General features: G+C 47.6%; 18 protein-coding genes. 10 read left to right on the forward strand and 8 right to left on the reverse strand.

Going from position 1 to position 16,246, the window contains the following annotated elements:
• Positions 1-168 precede the first annotated feature (168 nt).
• The 4 genes from BM030_RS10775 to map form a co-directional block, all read right to left on the reverse strand.
• Positions 169-633 (reverse strand): gliding motility lipoprotein GldH, encoded by a 465-nt coding sequence (locus tag BM030_RS10775; protein ID WP_090973610.1) that lies wholly within the window; start codon positions 631-633, stop codon positions 169-171.
• A 3-nt stretch (positions 634-636) separates the two neighbouring features.
• Entirely contained in the window at positions 637-1,917 is a 1,281-nt protein-coding gene (locus BM030_RS10780; RefSeq protein ID WP_244518862.1) for a PSP1 domain-containing protein, read from the reverse strand.
• A 64-nt stretch (positions 1,918-1,981) separates the two neighbouring features.
• Positions 1,982-3,145: a DNA polymerase III subunit gene (locus BM030_RS10785; protein WP_090973612.1), complete on the reverse strand. Its 1,164-nt coding sequence runs from the start codon at positions 3,143-3,145 to the stop codon at positions 1,982-1,984.
• Positions 3,146-3,164: 19 nt separating this feature from the next.
• Positions 3,165-3,929 carry a type I methionyl aminopeptidase gene (gene map / locus BM030_RS10790; protein ID WP_090973613.1) on the reverse strand — a complete coding sequence of 255 codons (765 nt, stop codon included), beginning with the start codon at positions 3,927-3,929 and terminating at the stop codon, positions 3,165-3,167.
• A 183-nt stretch (positions 3,930-4,112) separates the two neighbouring features.
• Here map and BM030_RS10795 point away from each other — a divergent pair, with 183 nt between their 5' ends.
• The 4 genes from BM030_RS10795 to BM030_RS10810 all read left to right on the forward strand — a co-directional run bounded on the left by BM030_RS10795 (position 4,113) and on the right by BM030_RS10810 (position 8,271).
• Complete coding sequence (locus BM030_RS10795) at positions 4,113-5,810, forward strand: GAF domain-containing sensor histidine kinase (RefSeq protein WP_090973614.1); 1,698 nt, start codon at positions 4,113-4,115, stop codon at positions 5,808-5,810.
• Between the two features lie 211 nt (positions 5,811-6,021).
• Positions 6,022-6,366, forward strand: a complete 345-nt coding sequence (locus tag BM030_RS10800; RefSeq protein WP_090973615.1) for a single-stranded DNA-binding protein — start codon at positions 6,022-6,024, stop codon at positions 6,364-6,366.
• Positions 6,367-6,443: 77 nt separating this feature from the next.
• Complete coding sequence (gene gcvT / locus BM030_RS10805) at positions 6,444-7,523, forward strand: glycine cleavage system aminomethyltransferase GcvT (RefSeq protein ID WP_170845712.1); 1,080 nt, start codon at positions 6,444-6,446, stop codon at positions 7,521-7,523.
• A 1-nt stretch (position 7,524) separates the two neighbouring features.
• Entirely contained in the window at positions 7,525-8,271 is a 747-nt protein-coding gene (locus tag BM030_RS10810; protein WP_090973617.1) for a 2-phosphosulfolactate phosphatase, read from the forward strand.
• Positions 8,272-8,285: 14 nt separating this feature from the next.
• On the opposite strand, the gene BM030_RS10815 is transcribed toward BM030_RS10810, so the two are convergent.
• On the reverse strand, positions 8,286-8,474 hold the full coding sequence (locus BM030_RS10815) for a DUF6358 family protein (protein ID WP_090973618.1): 189 nt from the start codon (positions 8,472-8,474) through the stop codon (positions 8,286-8,288).
• 15 nt (positions 8,475-8,489) lie between these two features.
• Positions 8,490-8,804, reverse strand: a complete 315-nt coding sequence (locus BM030_RS10820; RefSeq protein ID WP_090973619.1) for a rhodanese-like domain-containing protein — start codon at positions 8,802-8,804, stop codon at positions 8,490-8,492.
• A gap of 184 nt (positions 8,805-8,988) precedes the next feature.
• On the opposite strand from BM030_RS10820, the gene BM030_RS10825 reads away from it, so the two are divergent.
• From BM030_RS10825 to BM030_RS10835, 3 genes are all read left to right on the forward strand, one after another.
• A complete protein-coding gene (locus BM030_RS10825; protein WP_090973620.1) occupies positions 8,989-10,290 on the forward strand; it encodes a M20/M25/M40 family metallo-hydrolase in 1,302 nt (433 codons plus the stop codon).
• Between the two features lie 72 nt (positions 10,291-10,362).
• The gene (locus BM030_RS10830) at positions 10,363-10,578 is read left to right on the forward strand and encodes a hypothetical protein (RefSeq protein ID WP_090973621.1); all 216 of its coding nucleotides are present in this window, start codon (positions 10,363-10,365) and stop codon (positions 10,576-10,578) included.
• Positions 10,579-10,604: 26 nt separating this feature from the next.
• Positions 10,605-10,883, forward strand: coding sequence for a hypothetical protein (locus BM030_RS10835; RefSeq protein WP_090973622.1), 279 nt, complete (start codon positions 10,605-10,607; stop codon positions 10,881-10,883).
• Between the two features lie 21 nt (positions 10,884-10,904).
• On the opposite strand, the gene BM030_RS10840 is transcribed toward BM030_RS10835, so the two are convergent.
• Both BM030_RS10840 and BM030_RS10845 read right to left on the reverse strand, forming a co-directional pair.
• A complete protein-coding gene (locus BM030_RS10840) occupies positions 10,905-11,594 on the reverse strand; it encodes a YetF domain-containing protein (RefSeq protein ID WP_090973623.1) in 690 nt (229 codons plus the stop codon).
• A gap of 2 nt (positions 11,595-11,596) precedes the next feature.
• The gene (locus tag BM030_RS10845; RefSeq protein WP_090973719.1) at positions 11,597-12,292 is read right to left on the reverse strand and encodes a DUF421 domain-containing protein; all 696 of its coding nucleotides are present in this window, start codon (positions 12,290-12,292) and stop codon (positions 11,597-11,599) included.
• Positions 12,293-12,510: 218 nt separating this feature from the next.
• On the opposite strand from BM030_RS10845, the gene treZ reads away from it, so the two are divergent.
• From treZ to BM030_RS10860, 3 genes are read left to right on the forward strand one after another with little or no spacing between them, the layout of a single operon-like run.
• The gene (gene treZ, locus BM030_RS10855; RefSeq protein WP_090973625.1) at positions 12,511-14,337 is read left to right on the forward strand and encodes a malto-oligosyltrehalose trehalohydrolase; all 1,827 of its coding nucleotides are present in this window, start codon (positions 12,511-12,513) and stop codon (positions 14,335-14,337) included.
• Between the two features lie 12 nt (positions 14,338-14,349).
• The gene (locus BM030_RS19655; RefSeq protein ID WP_139215879.1) at positions 14,350-14,529 is read left to right on the forward strand and encodes a hypothetical protein; all 180 of its coding nucleotides are present in this window, start codon (positions 14,350-14,352) and stop codon (positions 14,527-14,529) included.
• A 26-nt stretch (positions 14,530-14,555) separates the two neighbouring features.
• Complete coding sequence (locus BM030_RS10860; protein ID WP_211657575.1) at positions 14,556-16,160, forward strand: alpha-amylase family glycosyl hydrolase; 1,605 nt, start codon at positions 14,556-14,558, stop codon at positions 16,158-16,160.
• The last annotated feature ends 86 nt before the right edge of the window (positions 16,161-16,246 follow it).

Raw genomic sequence — 16,246 nt, forward strand, 5'->3', positions numbered from 1 at the left:
CACGGCAGCTATACAGCATTGCTGGCAGTGTTCGTTGCTAGAGCACCAAAAAGAAACCCGTTACCTCAAAGATAACGGGAATCCGCCCCAAAGGGTTAGGGGCTATCAACTTAAATCTGATAAAAGATACATCTTCATTTTGGCATGTGAGGAATTTCCTGGATGCGGTTATTCCGTTGGTTCAATCCGCATACCCACATGGGTAACCTCACGCAACGGATTCTCGCGCATGTGTTGTTCTAAGGTAAAAACATAAGTTCCCGTATCCGGGAATCGCACGCCTTCTTTAATGAGCACTTGATGAGTATAAACGCTCCCCCCACCTTTTCCCAGCCACCGGCCATCGGATAGTGCAAGAGGCAGTTCTATGCGTTCAGTAGTATCCCGGCCATCGGGCAACGTTTGATGCAGCAGCACGTAAACGTTGGCATACTTGTAATCCGGGGTATGCCTGAAATTCAAGTATATGTGATAGGGCTGGACGGTATCGGTAATCCGGGCTACGATTTCCGGCTTTTCGTGATAATCCCAGGCATTGCCGGGTATTGCCAGATATTGATCAAGCAATGCCGAGTCCGTACAGGATACGGTCAAAAAAATCGCTCCTAAAAATGCTGCACTGAACCGATACATCTGTTAACCGTCCTGTGGTTTAGTTTGCTGCTGCCCGCCCGCTTTTCCCTTTCTTTGCCGGCCAGGTGAGCGCTTTCTGGCTTTAGCCGGCTTTCCGTTGCCCGTACCGGGTGCTTCGGCACCTTGCTTTGGTGCAGCCTGCTTTTGCCCGCTGACTTTGGCCTCTCTGCCCGAAGCCTCCGGCGCGGCTGCCTCTTTCGTTTCTTTTTTGCCCCCCCCTTTTCGTTTGCTCTTATTTGAGCGCTTTTTTTTCTTATTCCGTTCGTCCAATCGGGTCAAGCTGTCCTGCCCCACCACATTCTCATAATCATAACTAACAGGTTTTTCCTCCACAGTCTCGATCACCACCGCCCCGATATCGTCGGGCCGTACACCTTCTTTATTTAATTGGTGAATTTCCTTAACCCGATCAGTGGTAAGCGGAATCCAGTTTTCTTCACCGGGATAACTAAACCACATCAACTTTTTGAAAATATCGGTTTTCTGCAGGAATGCGGTTCCTTTCTGGGTTTCAATGCGTTCTATGTTATTCGGGATGTCTTTTAGCGCATCCATATAACTATCCAGCTCATAATTTAAACAACACTTGAGCTTTCCGCATTGTCCGGCAAGCTTCAAGGTGTTCAGCGAAAGGTTCTGGTATCGTGCTGCGGACGTAGATACGGTCTTGAAATCAGTGAGCCATGTAGAGCAGCACAGTTCCCTGCCGCAGGATCCGATACCACCAAGCCTGCTTGCTTCCTGCCGCATACCAATCTGCCGCATTTCTATCCGCACGCGGAACGCCTCCGCCATCCGCTTGATAAGCTCCCGGAAATCGACGCGGCCGTCGGCCGTGTAATAAAACGTAGCCTTTGATTTATCGCCCTGGAAATCTACATCGCTAATCTTCATAGACAGCCCCAAATCAAGGGCCATCTTTCTGGCTTTATGCATGGTTTCCCACTCCAGATCTTTAGCAGCCTGCCACTTTTTAATATCGGCATCGGTCACTTTCCGGTAAACCTTTTTGGACACCGCAGATGGATCTACATTGTTCTTTTTCAGTTGCAGCCTGACCAGCTCGCCTGTCATTGAAACATGTCCAATGTCATATCCCCCCGTATTAGGCTCTACAGCCACCATCTCACCCATTTCAAGGTACAGGTTATCCGGATTGACATAAAAATCCTTCCTTGAACCTTTGAATCTTACCTCTACGATGTTAAAGGGTTTATAGTTTGTTGGCATGTCCATATCGGCCAGCCAATCATATACATCCAATTTATTGCATCCGCTCGTCATGCAAGCACCATTGTTTTGGCAGCCTGCAGGTGTCGTTCCACACCCTCCGCCGGATGAGCAATTGCTACACCCCATAGTTGTCTATATATATTGAGTCCGCCCTGCGACGGAACGTGTGATATTTATATATTAAAACCAATTGCAAAGATAAATCTAAAAATAATATTTTCGGGTTGGCATTACGCTCAATGTGATAATGAGCTTCTTCGAACAGCCGGATGGCTTCTTCAATCTGTTCTAAGCGGTAATGTTTACTGAATTTCTGAGCAAAGTCCAGCTCTGTCTCCGGTAAATGAACCAGTTGCGACATCCCTGCCTTCAGCAGCACGGCCTGCCGCATGGTATTGACCGCATAAAGCAAAAAGCTCTTTTGATTTTCGCGGCCTAACTTGGCGAGCTCTTCATCACAGGTTTTGACGAGCTGTGAACCTGCATCCGTCACACAATACCGTAGCCAACGAATCAGAAGATCAAAATGGCCTTTACCGCCTTCGCCCAATACATCAATGGCCCGTTGAATATTCCCGTCACTGATAAAGGCTATCTCTTCAGCCTGTTGTCCGTCCAGTTGATAGGCATCTATCAAATATTTGGCAACGCTCGTATCATCAAGCCGGTTAATCTTAACCAGCTGCGTACGCGATATAATGGTATTCAGTATTTTATCCTGATTTTCAGCCACCAGGAGGAATAATGTTTTTGCCGGCGGCTCTTCTATCAGCTTCAGCAAAGCGTTGCCCTGAGACTCTAGGTATTCCGGAAGCCACATAATCAGCACCTTATATTCCGCTTCGAAAGCTTTGAGACTGAGCTTTTTTATAATATGATGAGCCTCGGCGATGTTAATGTTGGCCTGCTTATTTTCTGCCTCTAGCTGGTTACGCCAATAATCAAGGCTCAAATAAGGATTGCTCAGAAAGGCTCTTCGCCATTCCTCTGCATATGTAGTAGCCGTGTCTTCTTTATGCTTAGCAAAAAACGGATAAGAGAAATGTAAATCTGGATGGATTAACTTGCCGTATTTCCGGCAAGAAATACACGTTCCGCAACTATCGTGCGCCTGCCTGTCTTCACAATTGATGTATTGAGCATAAGCAACCGCAAGGGCCAAGCTGCCGCTACCTTCCGGGCCCAGAAAAAGCTGGGCATGGCTTACCCGGTTTTCTTTTACCGTATTGATGAGGTGCCGCTTTACACTATCCTGTCCGATAATTTCTTGAAACAGCATAATTCGCTATCGTTTACTTTTACTCCCAAATGCCGTTACGGGCGGTTAAGATAATGGGCTCTCCGTCTGTTACCACTATAGTATGTTCATGTTGCGCTACAAACCCACCACGATTACCCACCAATGTCCACCCGTCTTTTTGTGTATATGCGAGGGTAGAATGCGTAGATATAAACGTTTCTATTGCCACTACCGTATGCTTTTTAAACCGGGCCCGGTTAAAGCGGTCATAGTAATTTGCTACTTCATGCGGTTCCTCGTGCAAACTACGGCCCACCCCATGCCCTGCAAGATTTTTGATGACAGTGTAACCTGATTTCCTCGCTAGACCTTCAATAAGCCTCCCGATATCAGCGATACGAACTCCACCGCGGATTTGACCGATGGCTTTCTTCAGGATGCTTTTAGACGCGTTCACCAACGGTTGATGGCGGTACAGATCCTGTCCTACGACAAAAGAACAGCCGTTATCCGCCCAATATCCGTCCAGTTCAGCAGACACATCAACATTCACCAGATCACCTTCCTGAATGACCCGATTAACCGCCGGTATACCATGCGCTATTTCTCCGTTCAAACTGATACAGGTACAACCTGGAAAACCGTAGGTAAGCGCCGGCGCAGGCTTAGCACCCTGCTTTTCAAGAAGTTGCTTGCCGAAATCATCCAATTGCTTGGTGGTTATGCCCGGCTTGGCATACTCCTGCATGGATTTCAACGTTGTAGCCACCGCTTCGCTGGCTTTCCTGATTCCTATCCAATCAGATTCACTGCTAATAGACATATCTGCATTCCATCGCTTATTCCAGCTTATGGACAATTTTCCATAAGCAAACTTTCCAAATGTACGAATATCTTGGAGATATCGGAATTAATCCATTCAACCGCTACATTACGGCGGCCAACGCCGCAAAAAGGGATCACTTATTGCAGAAGAAAAGGTGGGCAGAAGTAGTTCACAGATACTATGGAAAAACGTAACGCACCCCAACACGAACACAGACTGGCTACGGCACTATCCGGTGTGAAAAAACTGCAAGAGATTAGCACCCGCTTAGTAACGGAGAACAACATAAATCAATTATACAACGATATTCTTGATGCTGCCGTTAATCTCATGGAGGCTGATATGGGCAGCATACAGCTTTTCGTTCCGGAAAGCGATGAACTGGTACTTCTTGCCCATAAGGGATTAGACGGCCGGACGGTCGAATGTTGGCAAACAGTAAAGGTGCCCGCATGCACTGCCTTTGAAACGGTGCCAACCATGAAGCGTCGGGTGTTTATAGCCGATATTGAACATTGCGAGTCCGTTACTGAAGACGATCGGGAGCCCTTCCGTTGGTCAGCCATCCGCTCCATACAGACAACTCCGCTGGTATCACGGGACGGTAAAGTCGCAGGAGTGCTTTCTACCTACTGGAACTGCATTCATCAACCAACGGAGTATAACCTATGGTTGATAGATATCCTGGCTCGTCAGGCAGCAGACCTCATTGAAAGGAGCAAAGCCGAAAAGACACTTCGCGAGTCGGAAGAACGGTTACGTTCAGCGGTTCTTGCCGCGGAACTCGGCACCTTCATCTGGGACCTAGAAAAAGACGAGATAAAGCCCGACGAACAGATGCTAAACCTGCTCGAAGCACCTGCAGCTACAGCCGACTTAGCCGTACTTTTCCGATCAATCCTTCATCCTGACGATGCTAACCGGTATGAGAGCGCGGTTGAAAAAGCCAGAGCACCCGGAGGCCCGGGATTAATACAGGAAGATATCCGTATAGTTCTACCCAGGGGCGGTCAACGCTGGCTTGCGTTCTACGCCCGTATGTACTCTTTAACAGCCGGCACAACTGAATACATGGCCGGCTGTGTCATGGACATCACGCACAAGAAAACGCTTGAACAACATAAAAGTGAATTTATCGCAATAGCCGGCCATGAGTTGAAAACACCCGTTACAGGTATCAAGGCCTATGCCCAACTATTGACGGATCGGTTTTATGAAAACTCGGAAGAAACCAATTTCCTCATTATCAAGAAACTGGGAAAACTCACTAACCGCCTTACCAAACTGCTGAACAAGCTATTGGATTCGACCAAAGTCATGGACGGCCCCTTAGAACTGAATCTTGAAAAGGCGGATCTGAATCTGTTGATCGGAGAATGCGTCGATGACCTGCAGTCACTTACACGGATTCACCGCATTATATTCCATTCGGCAGACCGGCAGACGGTACTGGTAGACAGAGAAAGGATCACACAGGTGTTGACAAACCTGATTTTAAACGCAATAAAGTACTCGCCGGACGGTGGTGATATCCACGTTACATCAGAAACCACCAACGATGGGCAAATCAAAGTCAGCATTAAGGATTTAGGCATCGGAATTGCCGATGGGCTGAAAGGCCGGATATTCGATCGCTTTTTCAGGACAGATGACAGTGACATGCAACGGCTTCTTGGAATGGGGTTGGGGCTTTATATCTGCGACGCCATTATCCAGCAACACGGCGGCAAGATAGGCGTAAAAAGCAATGGGCAAAAAGGCACGACTTTTTACTTCTTATTGCCACATCCCGAGACAGCAGTGGTCACCATGTCCAAATCACCGGACATCAAGCATACGCTCCGCCAAAGCGACAACGAGCATAACCAGACGGCCTGATCCGTCAGAAGCGTTTTTATTACCTGTACTCCGGATAGGTTGGATTATTCCTACGGCTGACATACTATCCATGTCTAAACGTTTATAAACGGATATACTCGTTTATCATCCGGCTGATACAATGCTGTTTACCCATTTTCGCCCTTGCCGATGGCCGAGGGAAGCCGCGGTATTCATTTGTTGTATTATTGTCTTAATTTATTTACGTACCATGAACAGATTAAAGAACAGCGTGCGCTTAACAGGATTCTTAGGAAGCAATCCGGAAACAAAAGTATTGGATAATAACAGAAGCCTTGCCCGTGTATCCATAGCAACTAATGAACGGTATCGGAATGCCCACGGCGATTGGGTTACAGACACCCAGTGGCACAACTTGGTTTTCTGGGGCAGCCAAGCCGTTTTCGCACAAAAAAGCCTGACCAAAGGCTCCGAAATATGCGTCGAAGGCAAATTGGTAAACCGGCAATATGTGGATAAGGACGGTGTAACCCGTTACGTCACGGAGATCAATGTCAATGAAGTGTTGCAACTGAACCGCAAACCCGAAAAATGATGCGATGGTGGTGCCATAACATTTTCATGGCACCGCCATTTTCCTTAGCTTTGCCCAACCAAAGAATTGCACTTATGATCAAAAACACTGCTCTATCTGATATGCACATCGCAATGGGAGCCAAGATGGTACCTTTTGCAGGCTTCAACATGCCCGTACAATATACAGGGATCAATGATGAACATGAAACTGTGCGCAAAGGAGTTGGGGTTTTCGATGTAAGCCACATGGGCGAATTTATCCTAAAAGGCGCCCACGCACTGGATTTGGTGCAGAAAATCAGCTCCAATGATGCGGCTAAACTTTATGATGGCAAAGTACAATATGCCTACATCCCTAATGAAACGGGTGGAATTGTGGATGATTTCCTCATATACCGCATCGATGAAAAAACGTATTTTTTAGTAGTCAACGCCGGTAATATCCAGAAAGATTGGGATTGGATTTCGAAATACAACACCTACGGGGTTACCATGAAAGATATTTCGAACGAAACTTCATTGTTCGCTGTCCAGGGCCCTAAGGCCACAGACGCATTGGCCAGCCTAACGGACATGGATTTGAGTACCATGGAATACTATACATTCAAGAAAGGAGTGTTTGCCGGCGTGGAAAACGTACTGGTATCAGCTACTGGCTATACGGGAGCCGGGGGGTTTGAAATCTATGTAGCCAACAAAGACGCCAAAAAAGTGTGGGAAGCGATATTGGATGCCGGCGCACCTTATGGCATCAAACCCATCGGCCTCGGCGCGAGAGACACTTTGCGGCTCGAAATGGGCTTCTGCCTCTACGGGAATGACATAGACGATACTACGTCGCCGCTGGAAGCTGGTTTGGGATGGGTAACCAAATTCAATAAAGAGTTTGTCAATGCCGAAGGCTTGAAAAAACAGAAAGAAGCTGGATTACAAAACAAGTTGGTCGGGTTTGAAATGATCGACAGGGGTATTCCACGCCATGGATATACGATAGTTGACGTAAGCGGCCAACCCATCGGCCGTGTTACATCCGGAACACAGTCTCCTACGCTGCGCAAATCTATCGGGCTGGGCTACGTTACCATGGGTCATGCTAAGGAGGGTTCTGAAATTTATATAGACATCCGCAATAATCACTTAAAAGCCAAAGTAGTTAAACCGCCTTTTGTAAAATAACATGGCAATCACTGGACCCAAAAGTATACAGGTCTGCCTAAGTCCTGCCCTATTGCCCTACTATCATCTGGATGATACCGTTGCGGTTGTCATCGATATTTTTCGGGCAACATCATCCATGTGTTATGGATTGGCAAACGGTGCCAAAGCGATTATCCCCGTTGCAGAAGTAGAAGAATGTTTGGCCTACCGCAAACATGGATATTTATTGGCCGCAGAACGCAACGGCGAAGTCGTAAAAGGTTTTGACTTTGGCAACTCGCCGTTCTCCTATACTCGGGATCGGGTTGAAGGCAAAACCATTGTGCTGACCACAACTAACGGCACACGCGCCATCCGGCACTGCGCCGGAGCCACGGCGGTCGCCATCGGATCATTTCTGAATATCGGCGCACTTTCCAACTGGCTAAACAAACAGAACCGTCATATCCTGTTGGTCTGCGCAGGCTGGAAAAACCATGTAAACCTGGAGGATACCGTTTTCGCCGGCGGTGTGATCAGCAGGATATCACATGACGACATTGAAATGGATGATTCTGCTCAAGTTGCCTTAGCGATGTTTCGTCAAGCACAGGGAGATTTGGCCGGCTTCCTTAGCAGGGCGTCCCATGCAAAGCGCATGCAGCACCTGCACATTGAGCAAGATATAGCCTTTTGTCTGCAAACAGATACGATTGCCGTTGTTCCGGTTTTGCAAAACGATGCATTGGTTTGCCTTAACGAAGACCAATATGTATCATTACCGTAGTGACCACGCCACGGTTATTTACGCCTAGTCATTTGCCGCACCTGCTTCAATAAGCGGTATTTGAGATACCCTAGTACGCCGATAATCGCCATCGAAACAACCAAAGCCAGATATTGGCGGCTCTGAAATGCTGCCACTGCACTAAGCGTCATCAAAATAAGCCCGATATTCAGCAGGGTATTGTATAGAAAGTGTCTTTTCATACCCTTTCTCTGGAATTAATATACCGGCATATCGGGTTCGAACGCATCGCGCCAAGCCAGAATACCACCTTGAAGGTTATATAAATTATCAAATCCTTCCTGTTCCAATATATGGATAGCTTGGGCACTCCGTTTGCCACTACGGCAATGGACCACAACCGGCTTGTCTTTGGCAATCTTGTCCTGTTCAAGGACAACTTCTGCTAACGGAATATTCTCGCCGTTGATATTCGAGGTTTCGTACTCAAATGGTTCACGCACATCAATCAGTTGGAAATCCTCATTGGTGTCTATCTTAGCTTTTAGCTCTTCAACCGTTATTTCTTTCATGCTGTCTTCTTTTCAACGTCAAACTTATACAAATTGCCTTTAATATGCAAGTTGTAGAGGGGATATGAAGGCACGTATCAACCGGCTCCATCTGTGCTCGGCATAAAATTACCCGCGTTCTTGATATGATACTCGCGAATACCACGTATTTTGATTATGTTTGGCTACGATAAAAGGCGAAGCTATGTTAAAGACAATACTTTATAGCATCCTGCTGTCCTGCTTTTTGGCTGCATGTGCCATCCGTCAATCTTCTGATCGAATCGTCGATACCATGGAGGTAACCCGGTTGTTGAGAACCTTGGCTGCAGACGACATGGCTGGCCGGGCTTCCTTTACACCAGGGGCAGAGCGCGCCGCTGATTTCATAGCCGGTGAATTCAAAAAAATAGGTTTAGCCCCCTTTGCGGAAGAGAATTACCGACAAACGTTCCACGTTACACGAATCAGCCCTGCAACATGGGAGATTGTATTTGACGGAGCAGAAATTCCTGAAGATCATGTTATCATATCAAGCAATAGTCCCGGCATAAACTGGAACACAGATCCCGGAGTGGCCGTCATCCAGATTAAGGCCGGCGAAGATTTCGCCCGACGTTTCAGGGAAGTAGCTGTAGGAGGAAGAGACGCTGTTGTGGTGGTTGACACCAGTTTTGCGACGCTTTTCAAGCGCTACAAGGGATATTTGATGCAAGGAAGAATCATGCAGCAAAACGCAGCACCCAGCCCATCCATCGCCTATGTATTGGCTGACTCTTTGCCGACATCGTTTCGCGTCAGCTTTACCAATACCATAGAGGAATTGCCGCTCTTTAACGTTGCCGGCATGCTGCCAGGCAAATCAAAACCTGACGAGTATGTTATTTTTTCTGCACATTACGACCATATTGGCATCATCGAGCCTGTTGGTCAGGACTCCATTGCAAACGGGGCCGACGATGATGCATCAGGCGTGTCGGCTGTAATTAGCTTGGCCCGTTACTTTAAAAACCGAAACGATAATGAGCGTACCCTCCTGTTTGTTGCGTTTACAGCTGAAGAAATCGGCCTGGTCGGTTCTAAATATTTTTCCCAGCAGTTGGACCCCGATGATGTCATAGCCATGATTAATATTGAAATGATTGGAAAGGACTCCCGTTTCGGGCCTAATGCTTTGTACGTAACAGGTTACAATCAGTCAGATTTAGCTGAAATTATGCAAGCCAACGTACAAGGCACCCCGTTTACATTCCATCCCGATCCTTATCCTACGCAAAACCTGTTTTACCGAAGCGACAATGCATCTTTAGCGGCGCTCGGCGTACCAGCCCACACGTTTTCCACGGTACAAATTGAGAAAGATCAGTATTACCATACGGTAAAGGATGAGGTTGAAACGCTTAACGTGGAAAACATCGTTTCCTCCATCAAGGCCATTGCGTTAGGAACAAGGGGTATCGTGGCCGGCAAAGATACACCACGCAGGGTTGCTAAACTGACGCCATAGCACCGTCAGCTTCTGCGGCAGATGGATATGCATTTTTTCTAAACATACGAAATCGTGGATTGTTAGTATGGTATGGGAACAGATCGACATGAAAATGACATCAAACGGAAAGGGCGCCCGTCCGGAAAAGGAAAAAGCGGAAACAACCTTAGGGACGCATTTGCTGTAAATGAACTGGGGCAGGAAGATAAAACAGCGGAAAAGTACTTAGAGGCAGGGGAAGAACCCGCAGAGAATGTCCGGCTTAAAAACCCCAACCGGAATCCGAATAAGGGCAACCAAGAGTAAATGGAACTTATCTAACATCAGTAGACATGAGTGCATCCAAACAAACCCATGATCATGAAGAAATAAAACGGTGGGCGTCTGCGCGTGGCGGCGTTCCTGCTAAGGTTAAAGGTACCGGCAATACGAACGACGAAGGTGTATTGCGTATCCATTTTCCGGAAAACAGTGAAAACAAGGACGATTTAGAAGAGATTCCGTGGGAAGATTTCTTCGAGAAATTTGACGAAGAGCAATTAGACTTCCTTTACCAAGAGAAGAAAGCCGATGGCGAGGTGAGTACATTCCATAAATTTGTTAACCGCTGACAATGAAACGGACACTTGTCTTCACTTAATGGCGACTGTCCATTCGTTGGCCCGACCGCAGTTCGGACACGTGAGAGGCTGTTCGCTTTTCGTTACGGTTTTTCCACAACGCCCGCATGCAACGGCCTCCTCATCTTGCTCCATCGTTGACAAGAATTCCTGATCCCACTCCGGCATAATGGACAGCCCCGGCCTTGCTTCAGGATTGAGCTTCAAACTGAAAGTGCCATTGGCTTCCAAGAAAAGCCTATCTACCATTCCCAAATGGCTTACCTGCATCGATCGCAGTTGTGCAAACAGTCGATTTCTTGACAACCTGCTCCGTTCCATTCCCTCCAAATTGAGGATTGAATCTGTTATCAACAATTCAATATTTCCCTGGCTTATCCGTTCAAATCGTTGATCGATAGCTGCACGCCGTGTAATTAAGCTTTGAAAAAACATGACAATTAATGCAATAACGATAACGGGCAGGAGCCCTCGGCTCGGGTCCTGCAACGGAACTCCGATAGCTGCAGCCAATGACACCATGGCAGCCATTTCGTTCCGACCGATCTGCGATGCCATCCGTTTTCCCATCACCCGCATACTTATCATCAACACCAAATAGATTATAAGTATCCTGAAAATCACCTCCACATAAAATTCGCCGGGCACTTCCCCGAAGAGGATACGGGAAACATCGGAAAGCTTGATATCTTGTTTCTCCATAACTAATTTACCGCTTTAATCCATGTCAAGCTACCGCAATTCGAACAGGCTTTTTGCTCTCCTGCAATATTGGCTTCAGCCAAGAATCCACAGGTATTGCACACGTGCGGATCGTCTTCTGCCGTTGTCGCTGAATCGAAAGATGACTCATTCAGTTCATAGGTCGTTGACATTCCCGGCCTTGGATGCTCAAAATAGAAGATGGAAAACATTCCACTGGCTTCCAGATAAACCCGTCTCACTTCACCCAAATTAAAAATCCCTTTATTCCGCAACGCGGCAAACAGCTGTTGCCTGGATATCTTGTTAGCTCTCAACGATGCCAGCTGCAATACACCATCCTTAACTAAAAGGCTCTCGCGTCCTTCAGCTAACCATTCTGCTTGTTTGCTATGAACCTGCCAAAGGTTAATGCCTTGATGAAACAACAGGGCACACACCAAGACCAGCAGTCCCAATAATACGCCCCGGTCAGCCAACTGCATAGGTACCGATACGATTGCGCCCAATGTAATCATTACAGCCATTTCAGCCATCGACAGCTGTCCGGTCATCCGCTTTCCCATAAACCTAAGCGCAACCAATAGCGCGCAGTACACTACAATGGTCCTTAAGAAAACTTCCACCAAGAATACCATCGGGGTATCACCAAAAAGAATACGTTGCCAATCCGTTATCTTAATATCTTCCTTATCCATGGCTTTTCTCATATGAGATCCGGCCTCCCGGACGCTTCTTCACTCCCTAATGATGTGCCAAAAAGTGAAACGGGTAGATTTGGACCCCGCATTATCAGGAAGTTTAGCGAAGCTGACAGTAAAACCAAAAAAAAGGACAGTGCCGTCATGCAAGTATACATATCAAACCGCCTTAACCGCATTACTGAATCAGGCATGGAAAATGATGATAAGCCATCATGCAACAATTATTTTCAATAATTGCGGGTCCGCAGTTTCAAACGGATGGACGATGCCTGTTCAGGGTATGGGCGCCGCAGCAGCAGCACATCACGTTACAACTGGTTTCACCAGAAGAACGCGTTATTCCCATGACGTTAAAGACAGATGGTTATTTCGAAGCGGTACTAGAAGATTGCTCCCCTTTAACTCGTTATTATTACCAGCTAGACAGTGGAAATTGGTACCCTGATCCCGGTTCTCACTTTCAACCAGAAGGTGTTCATGGGCCGTCAGCACCGATCAACCATGACACGTTTGTTTGGTCAGACGACACTTGGGAACCTCCCCCCATAAATGAACTGGTTATATATGAATTGCATATTGGCACCTTTACTGAATTAGGTACGTTCGACGCCGTTATTCCCCGTTTGGACGACCTGCTTGACATCGGCGTTAATGCCATTGAAGTTATGCCCGTCGCGCAATTCCCCGGAGCTCGAAATTGGGGATATGATGGCGTGTTTCCTTACGCAGTCCAACATTCCTACGGCGGACCGGAGGGGTTGAAGAGATTGGTGGACGCCTGTCATCGGAAAGGCATAGCGGTCATTTTGGATGTTGTTTACAACCATTTGGGGCCCGAAGGCAACTATTTAGGCCATTTTGCCCCTTACTTCACAAAGGCGTATCAAACACCCTGGGGAGAGGCACTGAACTTCGATGGCCCTTGGTCTGACGGCGTACGGGATTTTTTTGCCGGCAATGCACTGCATTGGTTCCATCATTACCATATCGATGGACTACGGCTTGATGCTATCCATGCAATACTGGATAATGGCGCAGTACATGTGCTCCATTATATTAATGAGCACGCAGACCAATACACGCAACAGACCGGGAAACCGGTATATATGATTGCGGAGAGCGATCTCAATGCTCCGCGGGTGATTCAGAACTTCAAGACGGGCGGCTATGGTTTCGATGCGCAATGGCTTGATGATTTCCATCACGCCCTGTTTGTATTGTTATATCCCGAGGGCAAGCAACGCTATGAAGATTTCGGGTCGTTGGAACAATTGGCTAAGGCCTATACCGAGGGCTTCGTACACAGCGGCGAATATGTTAAGGCCCGTAAGCGGAAATACGGCGCGTCTTCGGCCGGTATACCAGGCTTCAAATTCATTGTGTTTAATCAAAACCATGACCAGATAGGCAATCATAAAAACGGTGAACGTTTAGCCACATTGGTGCCTGATAATCACCTGCGTATTGCCGCTGCGGCCCTTCTTCTTTCTCCTTATATCCCCATGCTGTTTATGGGAGAAGAGTACGGAGAAGAACGGCCGTTCCTCTATTTTACAAGCCATACCGATCCGCAGCTGGTCGCGCAAGTGAGGGAAGGCCGGAAGCAGGAATTCGAACATTTTCTTGGCGATGAGGATCCACCTGATCCACAAGCGGAACCGACGTTCCTGTCTTGCATACTTGATTGGCCAAAGCGCAACCAAGGCCGGCACCGTCAATTGCTGACATGGTATAAAGCCTTAACCGCGTTGCGCCGGTCACATGCCGCACTACGGAATTTCAATAAATTGGACACACAGATCCATATTATCGGTACAGGCGCTTGGGCGCTATGGAGAAAAGACGAATCTGGGCTCTCACAGCTATTGGCTTTGTTTAATTTGTCTGACCAAAACCTGCCGTATACACTTCCGCAAAACACAAGGTGGACGTGTTTGTTAAACTCAACAGCGGCGGATATCGCTCATACAGCAGCAGTGAGCCCTTCAGCGCTTGCCATACCGCCCGTCAGCGTACTTGTATTTACCTCAACAGCATAAAAAATATTCGTTATGAAAACACTACTGTTATTTGCTTTCTTTTGTGCCGCCACCCTTGCTTGCAATCCACCAAGAAGCGGCAACGACCCCGTAAGAAGGGACAGTATAGGCGATCCGATCCACCCAACAGATACCAGCGTAACCCGGCTGGATCCCGACTCCGTCACGGATACACCCGAAGTCAGGTTTTAACAATGGCCGTGCGTATGGATCAAATCATGTCAAATATACCATGGTGGAAAACTTCTGTCATCTACCAGATCTATCCCCGGTCATTCCAAGATACCAATGGCGATGGCATCGGTGATCTGCGGGGGATAATCGACCGAATCGACTATTTGCAGTGGCTCGGAATCGGCGCCATCTGGATTTCTCCGATATATCCTTCACCAATGGTTGACTTCGGCTATGATGTAGCTGATTATACGGACATTAATACCATCTTCGGGTCTATGGCTGATTTTGACGAACTGCTATTGCAGGCGCATCAGCGCAATATTAAGGTCATCATGGATTTTGTGCCCAATCATACGTCCGACTGCCACCCGTGGTTCGTTGAGTCAAGACGTGCTACGTCATCGCCAAAGCGCGACTGGTATATTTGGAAAGACGCGAAGCCCGATGGTAGTCCTCCGAACAATTGGCGGAGTGTATTTGGCGGAAGTGGTTGGGAATGGGATGCCCCTACCCGCCAGTTTTACTTCCATGCTTTTCACAAGGCGCAACCGGATCTTAATTGGCGGAACAATGACGTGCAGGAGGCCATGTTTAACGTGATGCGCTTTTGGTTGGATAGAGGTGTCGACGGGTTCCGCGTAGACGTCATGTGGCATATCATTAAAGATGAGCTGTTCCGCGACAATCCGCCTAATCCGGAATATAAAGAGAGCCAGCCTCCGTATGACCAGCTTTTGCCTGTATATTCAACCGACCAGCCGGAAGTTCACGACATCGTGGCACAAATGCGGCAGATTGCCGATGGATATGGAGACAGGGTAATTATCGGTGAAGTATACCTTCCAATCCAAAAACTAATGGAATATTACGGGCCGAATAACGAAGGGGCCCACATGCCTTTCAACTTCTTGATGCTACGCCTTCCATGGCATGCTCCGGAGATCGCGGCAGCTATTGATCAATATGAAGGCGCACTCCCCACAGAAGGGTGGCCTAACTGGGTATTGAGCAATCATGACAATCCGCGGATTGCGAGCCGTGTGGGCGAAGCGCAAGCCCGCATAGCAGCGATGTTGCTCCTTACGCTGCGCGGAACGCCTACCATCTATTATGGCGATGAAATCGGTATGCGCGACGTGGCAATTCCGCTGGAAGAGCAGCAGGATCCCCAAGGCCTTAATATGCCTGAAAAAAATTTGAGCCGCGACCCATGCCGTACACCGATGCAGTGGTCTGCCGATGAATATGCCGGTTTTTCAAAAGTACAACCATGGCTCAGGGTGGATAAAAAATACCCGCGAATTAATGTTCAGCAACAACAGAACGATGCTTACTCCATGTTAACGTTGTACCGCAAACTTGTTCAGCTAAGGAATGACGAACCCGCATTGAACCATGGCACGTATACGCCTGTTTATTCGAACGATCAATTCATTGCTTACCGGCGAGATGCACCGGGCGCTGATAGTTTCTTTATCATGCTCAATTTGACGTCCCGGCCCTGCCGGTACAGCCAGCCTCCTTCTGACACCTTGAAAGGGCAGGTGATTATCGCGACGGCACCAGAAGCTGAGGGGATGGACATTGAGAAAGACATCTATCTGAATGGCGACGAAGGCATTGTAATACGCCTTACTGCACCTTAATATCATTCATAAACTTTATATCATGGAAGATACCATACAATCGTTGCTGCAAAAAACTTGGCACTGTGCATTGATGTGCGAGAACT

This window comes from Parapedobacter composti, from assembly GCF_900112315.1.
In the GTDB taxonomy this organism is placed as follows: domain Bacteria; phylum Bacteroidota; class Bacteroidia; order Sphingobacteriales; family Sphingobacteriaceae; genus Parapedobacter; species Parapedobacter composti.

What these genes read in the sequence shown, in the direction of transcription:
- BM030_RS10780 (WP_244518862.1), bottom strand. Translation starts at nt 1,917, where the DNA reads ATGACGAGCGGATGCAATAAATTGGATGTATATGATTGGCTGGCCGAT.
- BM030_RS19655 (WP_139215879.1), top strand. Translation starts at nt 14,350, where the DNA reads ATGAAAACACTACTGTTATTTGCTTTCTTTTGTGCCGCCACCCTTGCT.
- treZ (WP_090973625.1), top strand. Translation starts at nt 12,511, where the DNA reads ATGCAACAATTATTTTCAATAATTGCGGGTCCGCAGTTTCAAACGGAT.
- BM030_RS10810 (WP_090973617.1), top strand. Translation starts at nt 7,525, where the DNA reads ATGGCAATCACTGGACCCAAAAGTATACAGGTCTGCCTAAGTCCTGCC.
- BM030_RS10830 (WP_090973621.1), top strand. Translation starts at nt 10,363, where the DNA reads ATGGGAACAGATCGACATGAAAATGACATCAAACGGAAAGGGCGCCCG.
- BM030_RS10840 (WP_090973623.1), bottom strand. Translation starts at nt 11,594, where the DNA reads ATGGAGAAACAAGATATCAAGCTTTCCGATGTTTCCCGTATCCTCTTC.
- BM030_RS10795 (WP_090973614.1), top strand. Translation starts at nt 4,113, where the DNA reads ATGGAAAAACGTAACGCACCCCAACACGAACACAGACTGGCTACGGCA.
- BM030_RS10800 (WP_090973615.1), top strand. Translation starts at nt 6,022, where the DNA reads ATGAACAGATTAAAGAACAGCGTGCGCTTAACAGGATTCTTAGGAAGC.
- BM030_RS10860 (WP_211657575.1), top strand. Translation starts at nt 14,556, where the DNA reads ATGTCAAATATACCATGGTGGAAAACTTCTGTCATCTACCAGATCTAT.
- map (WP_090973613.1), bottom strand. Translation starts at nt 3,929, where the DNA reads ATGTCTATTAGCAGTGAATCTGATTGGATAGGAATCAGGAAAGCCAGC.
- BM030_RS10835 (WP_090973622.1), top strand. Translation starts at nt 10,605, where the DNA reads ATGAGTGCATCCAAACAAACCCATGATCATGAAGAAATAAAACGGTGG.
- BM030_RS10775 (WP_090973610.1), bottom strand. Translation starts at nt 633, where the DNA reads ATGTATCGGTTCAGTGCAGCATTTTTAGGAGCGATTTTTTTGACCGTA.
- BM030_RS10845 (WP_090973719.1), bottom strand. Translation starts at nt 12,292, where the DNA reads ATGGATAAGGAAGATATTAAGATAACGGATTGGCAACGTATTCTTTTT.
- BM030_RS10785 (WP_090973612.1), bottom strand. Translation starts at nt 3,145, where the DNA reads ATGCTGTTTCAAGAAATTATCGGACAGGATAGTGTAAAGCGGCACCTC.
- BM030_RS10825 (WP_090973620.1), top strand. Translation starts at nt 8,989, where the DNA reads ATGTTAAAGACAATACTTTATAGCATCCTGCTGTCCTGCTTTTTGGCT.
- BM030_RS10820 (WP_090973619.1), bottom strand. Translation starts at nt 8,804, where the DNA reads ATGAAAGAAATAACGGTTGAAGAGCTAAAAGCTAAGATAGACACCAAT.
- BM030_RS10815 (WP_090973618.1), bottom strand. Translation starts at nt 8,474, where the DNA reads ATGAAAAGACACTTTCTATACAATACCCTGCTGAATATCGGGCTTATT.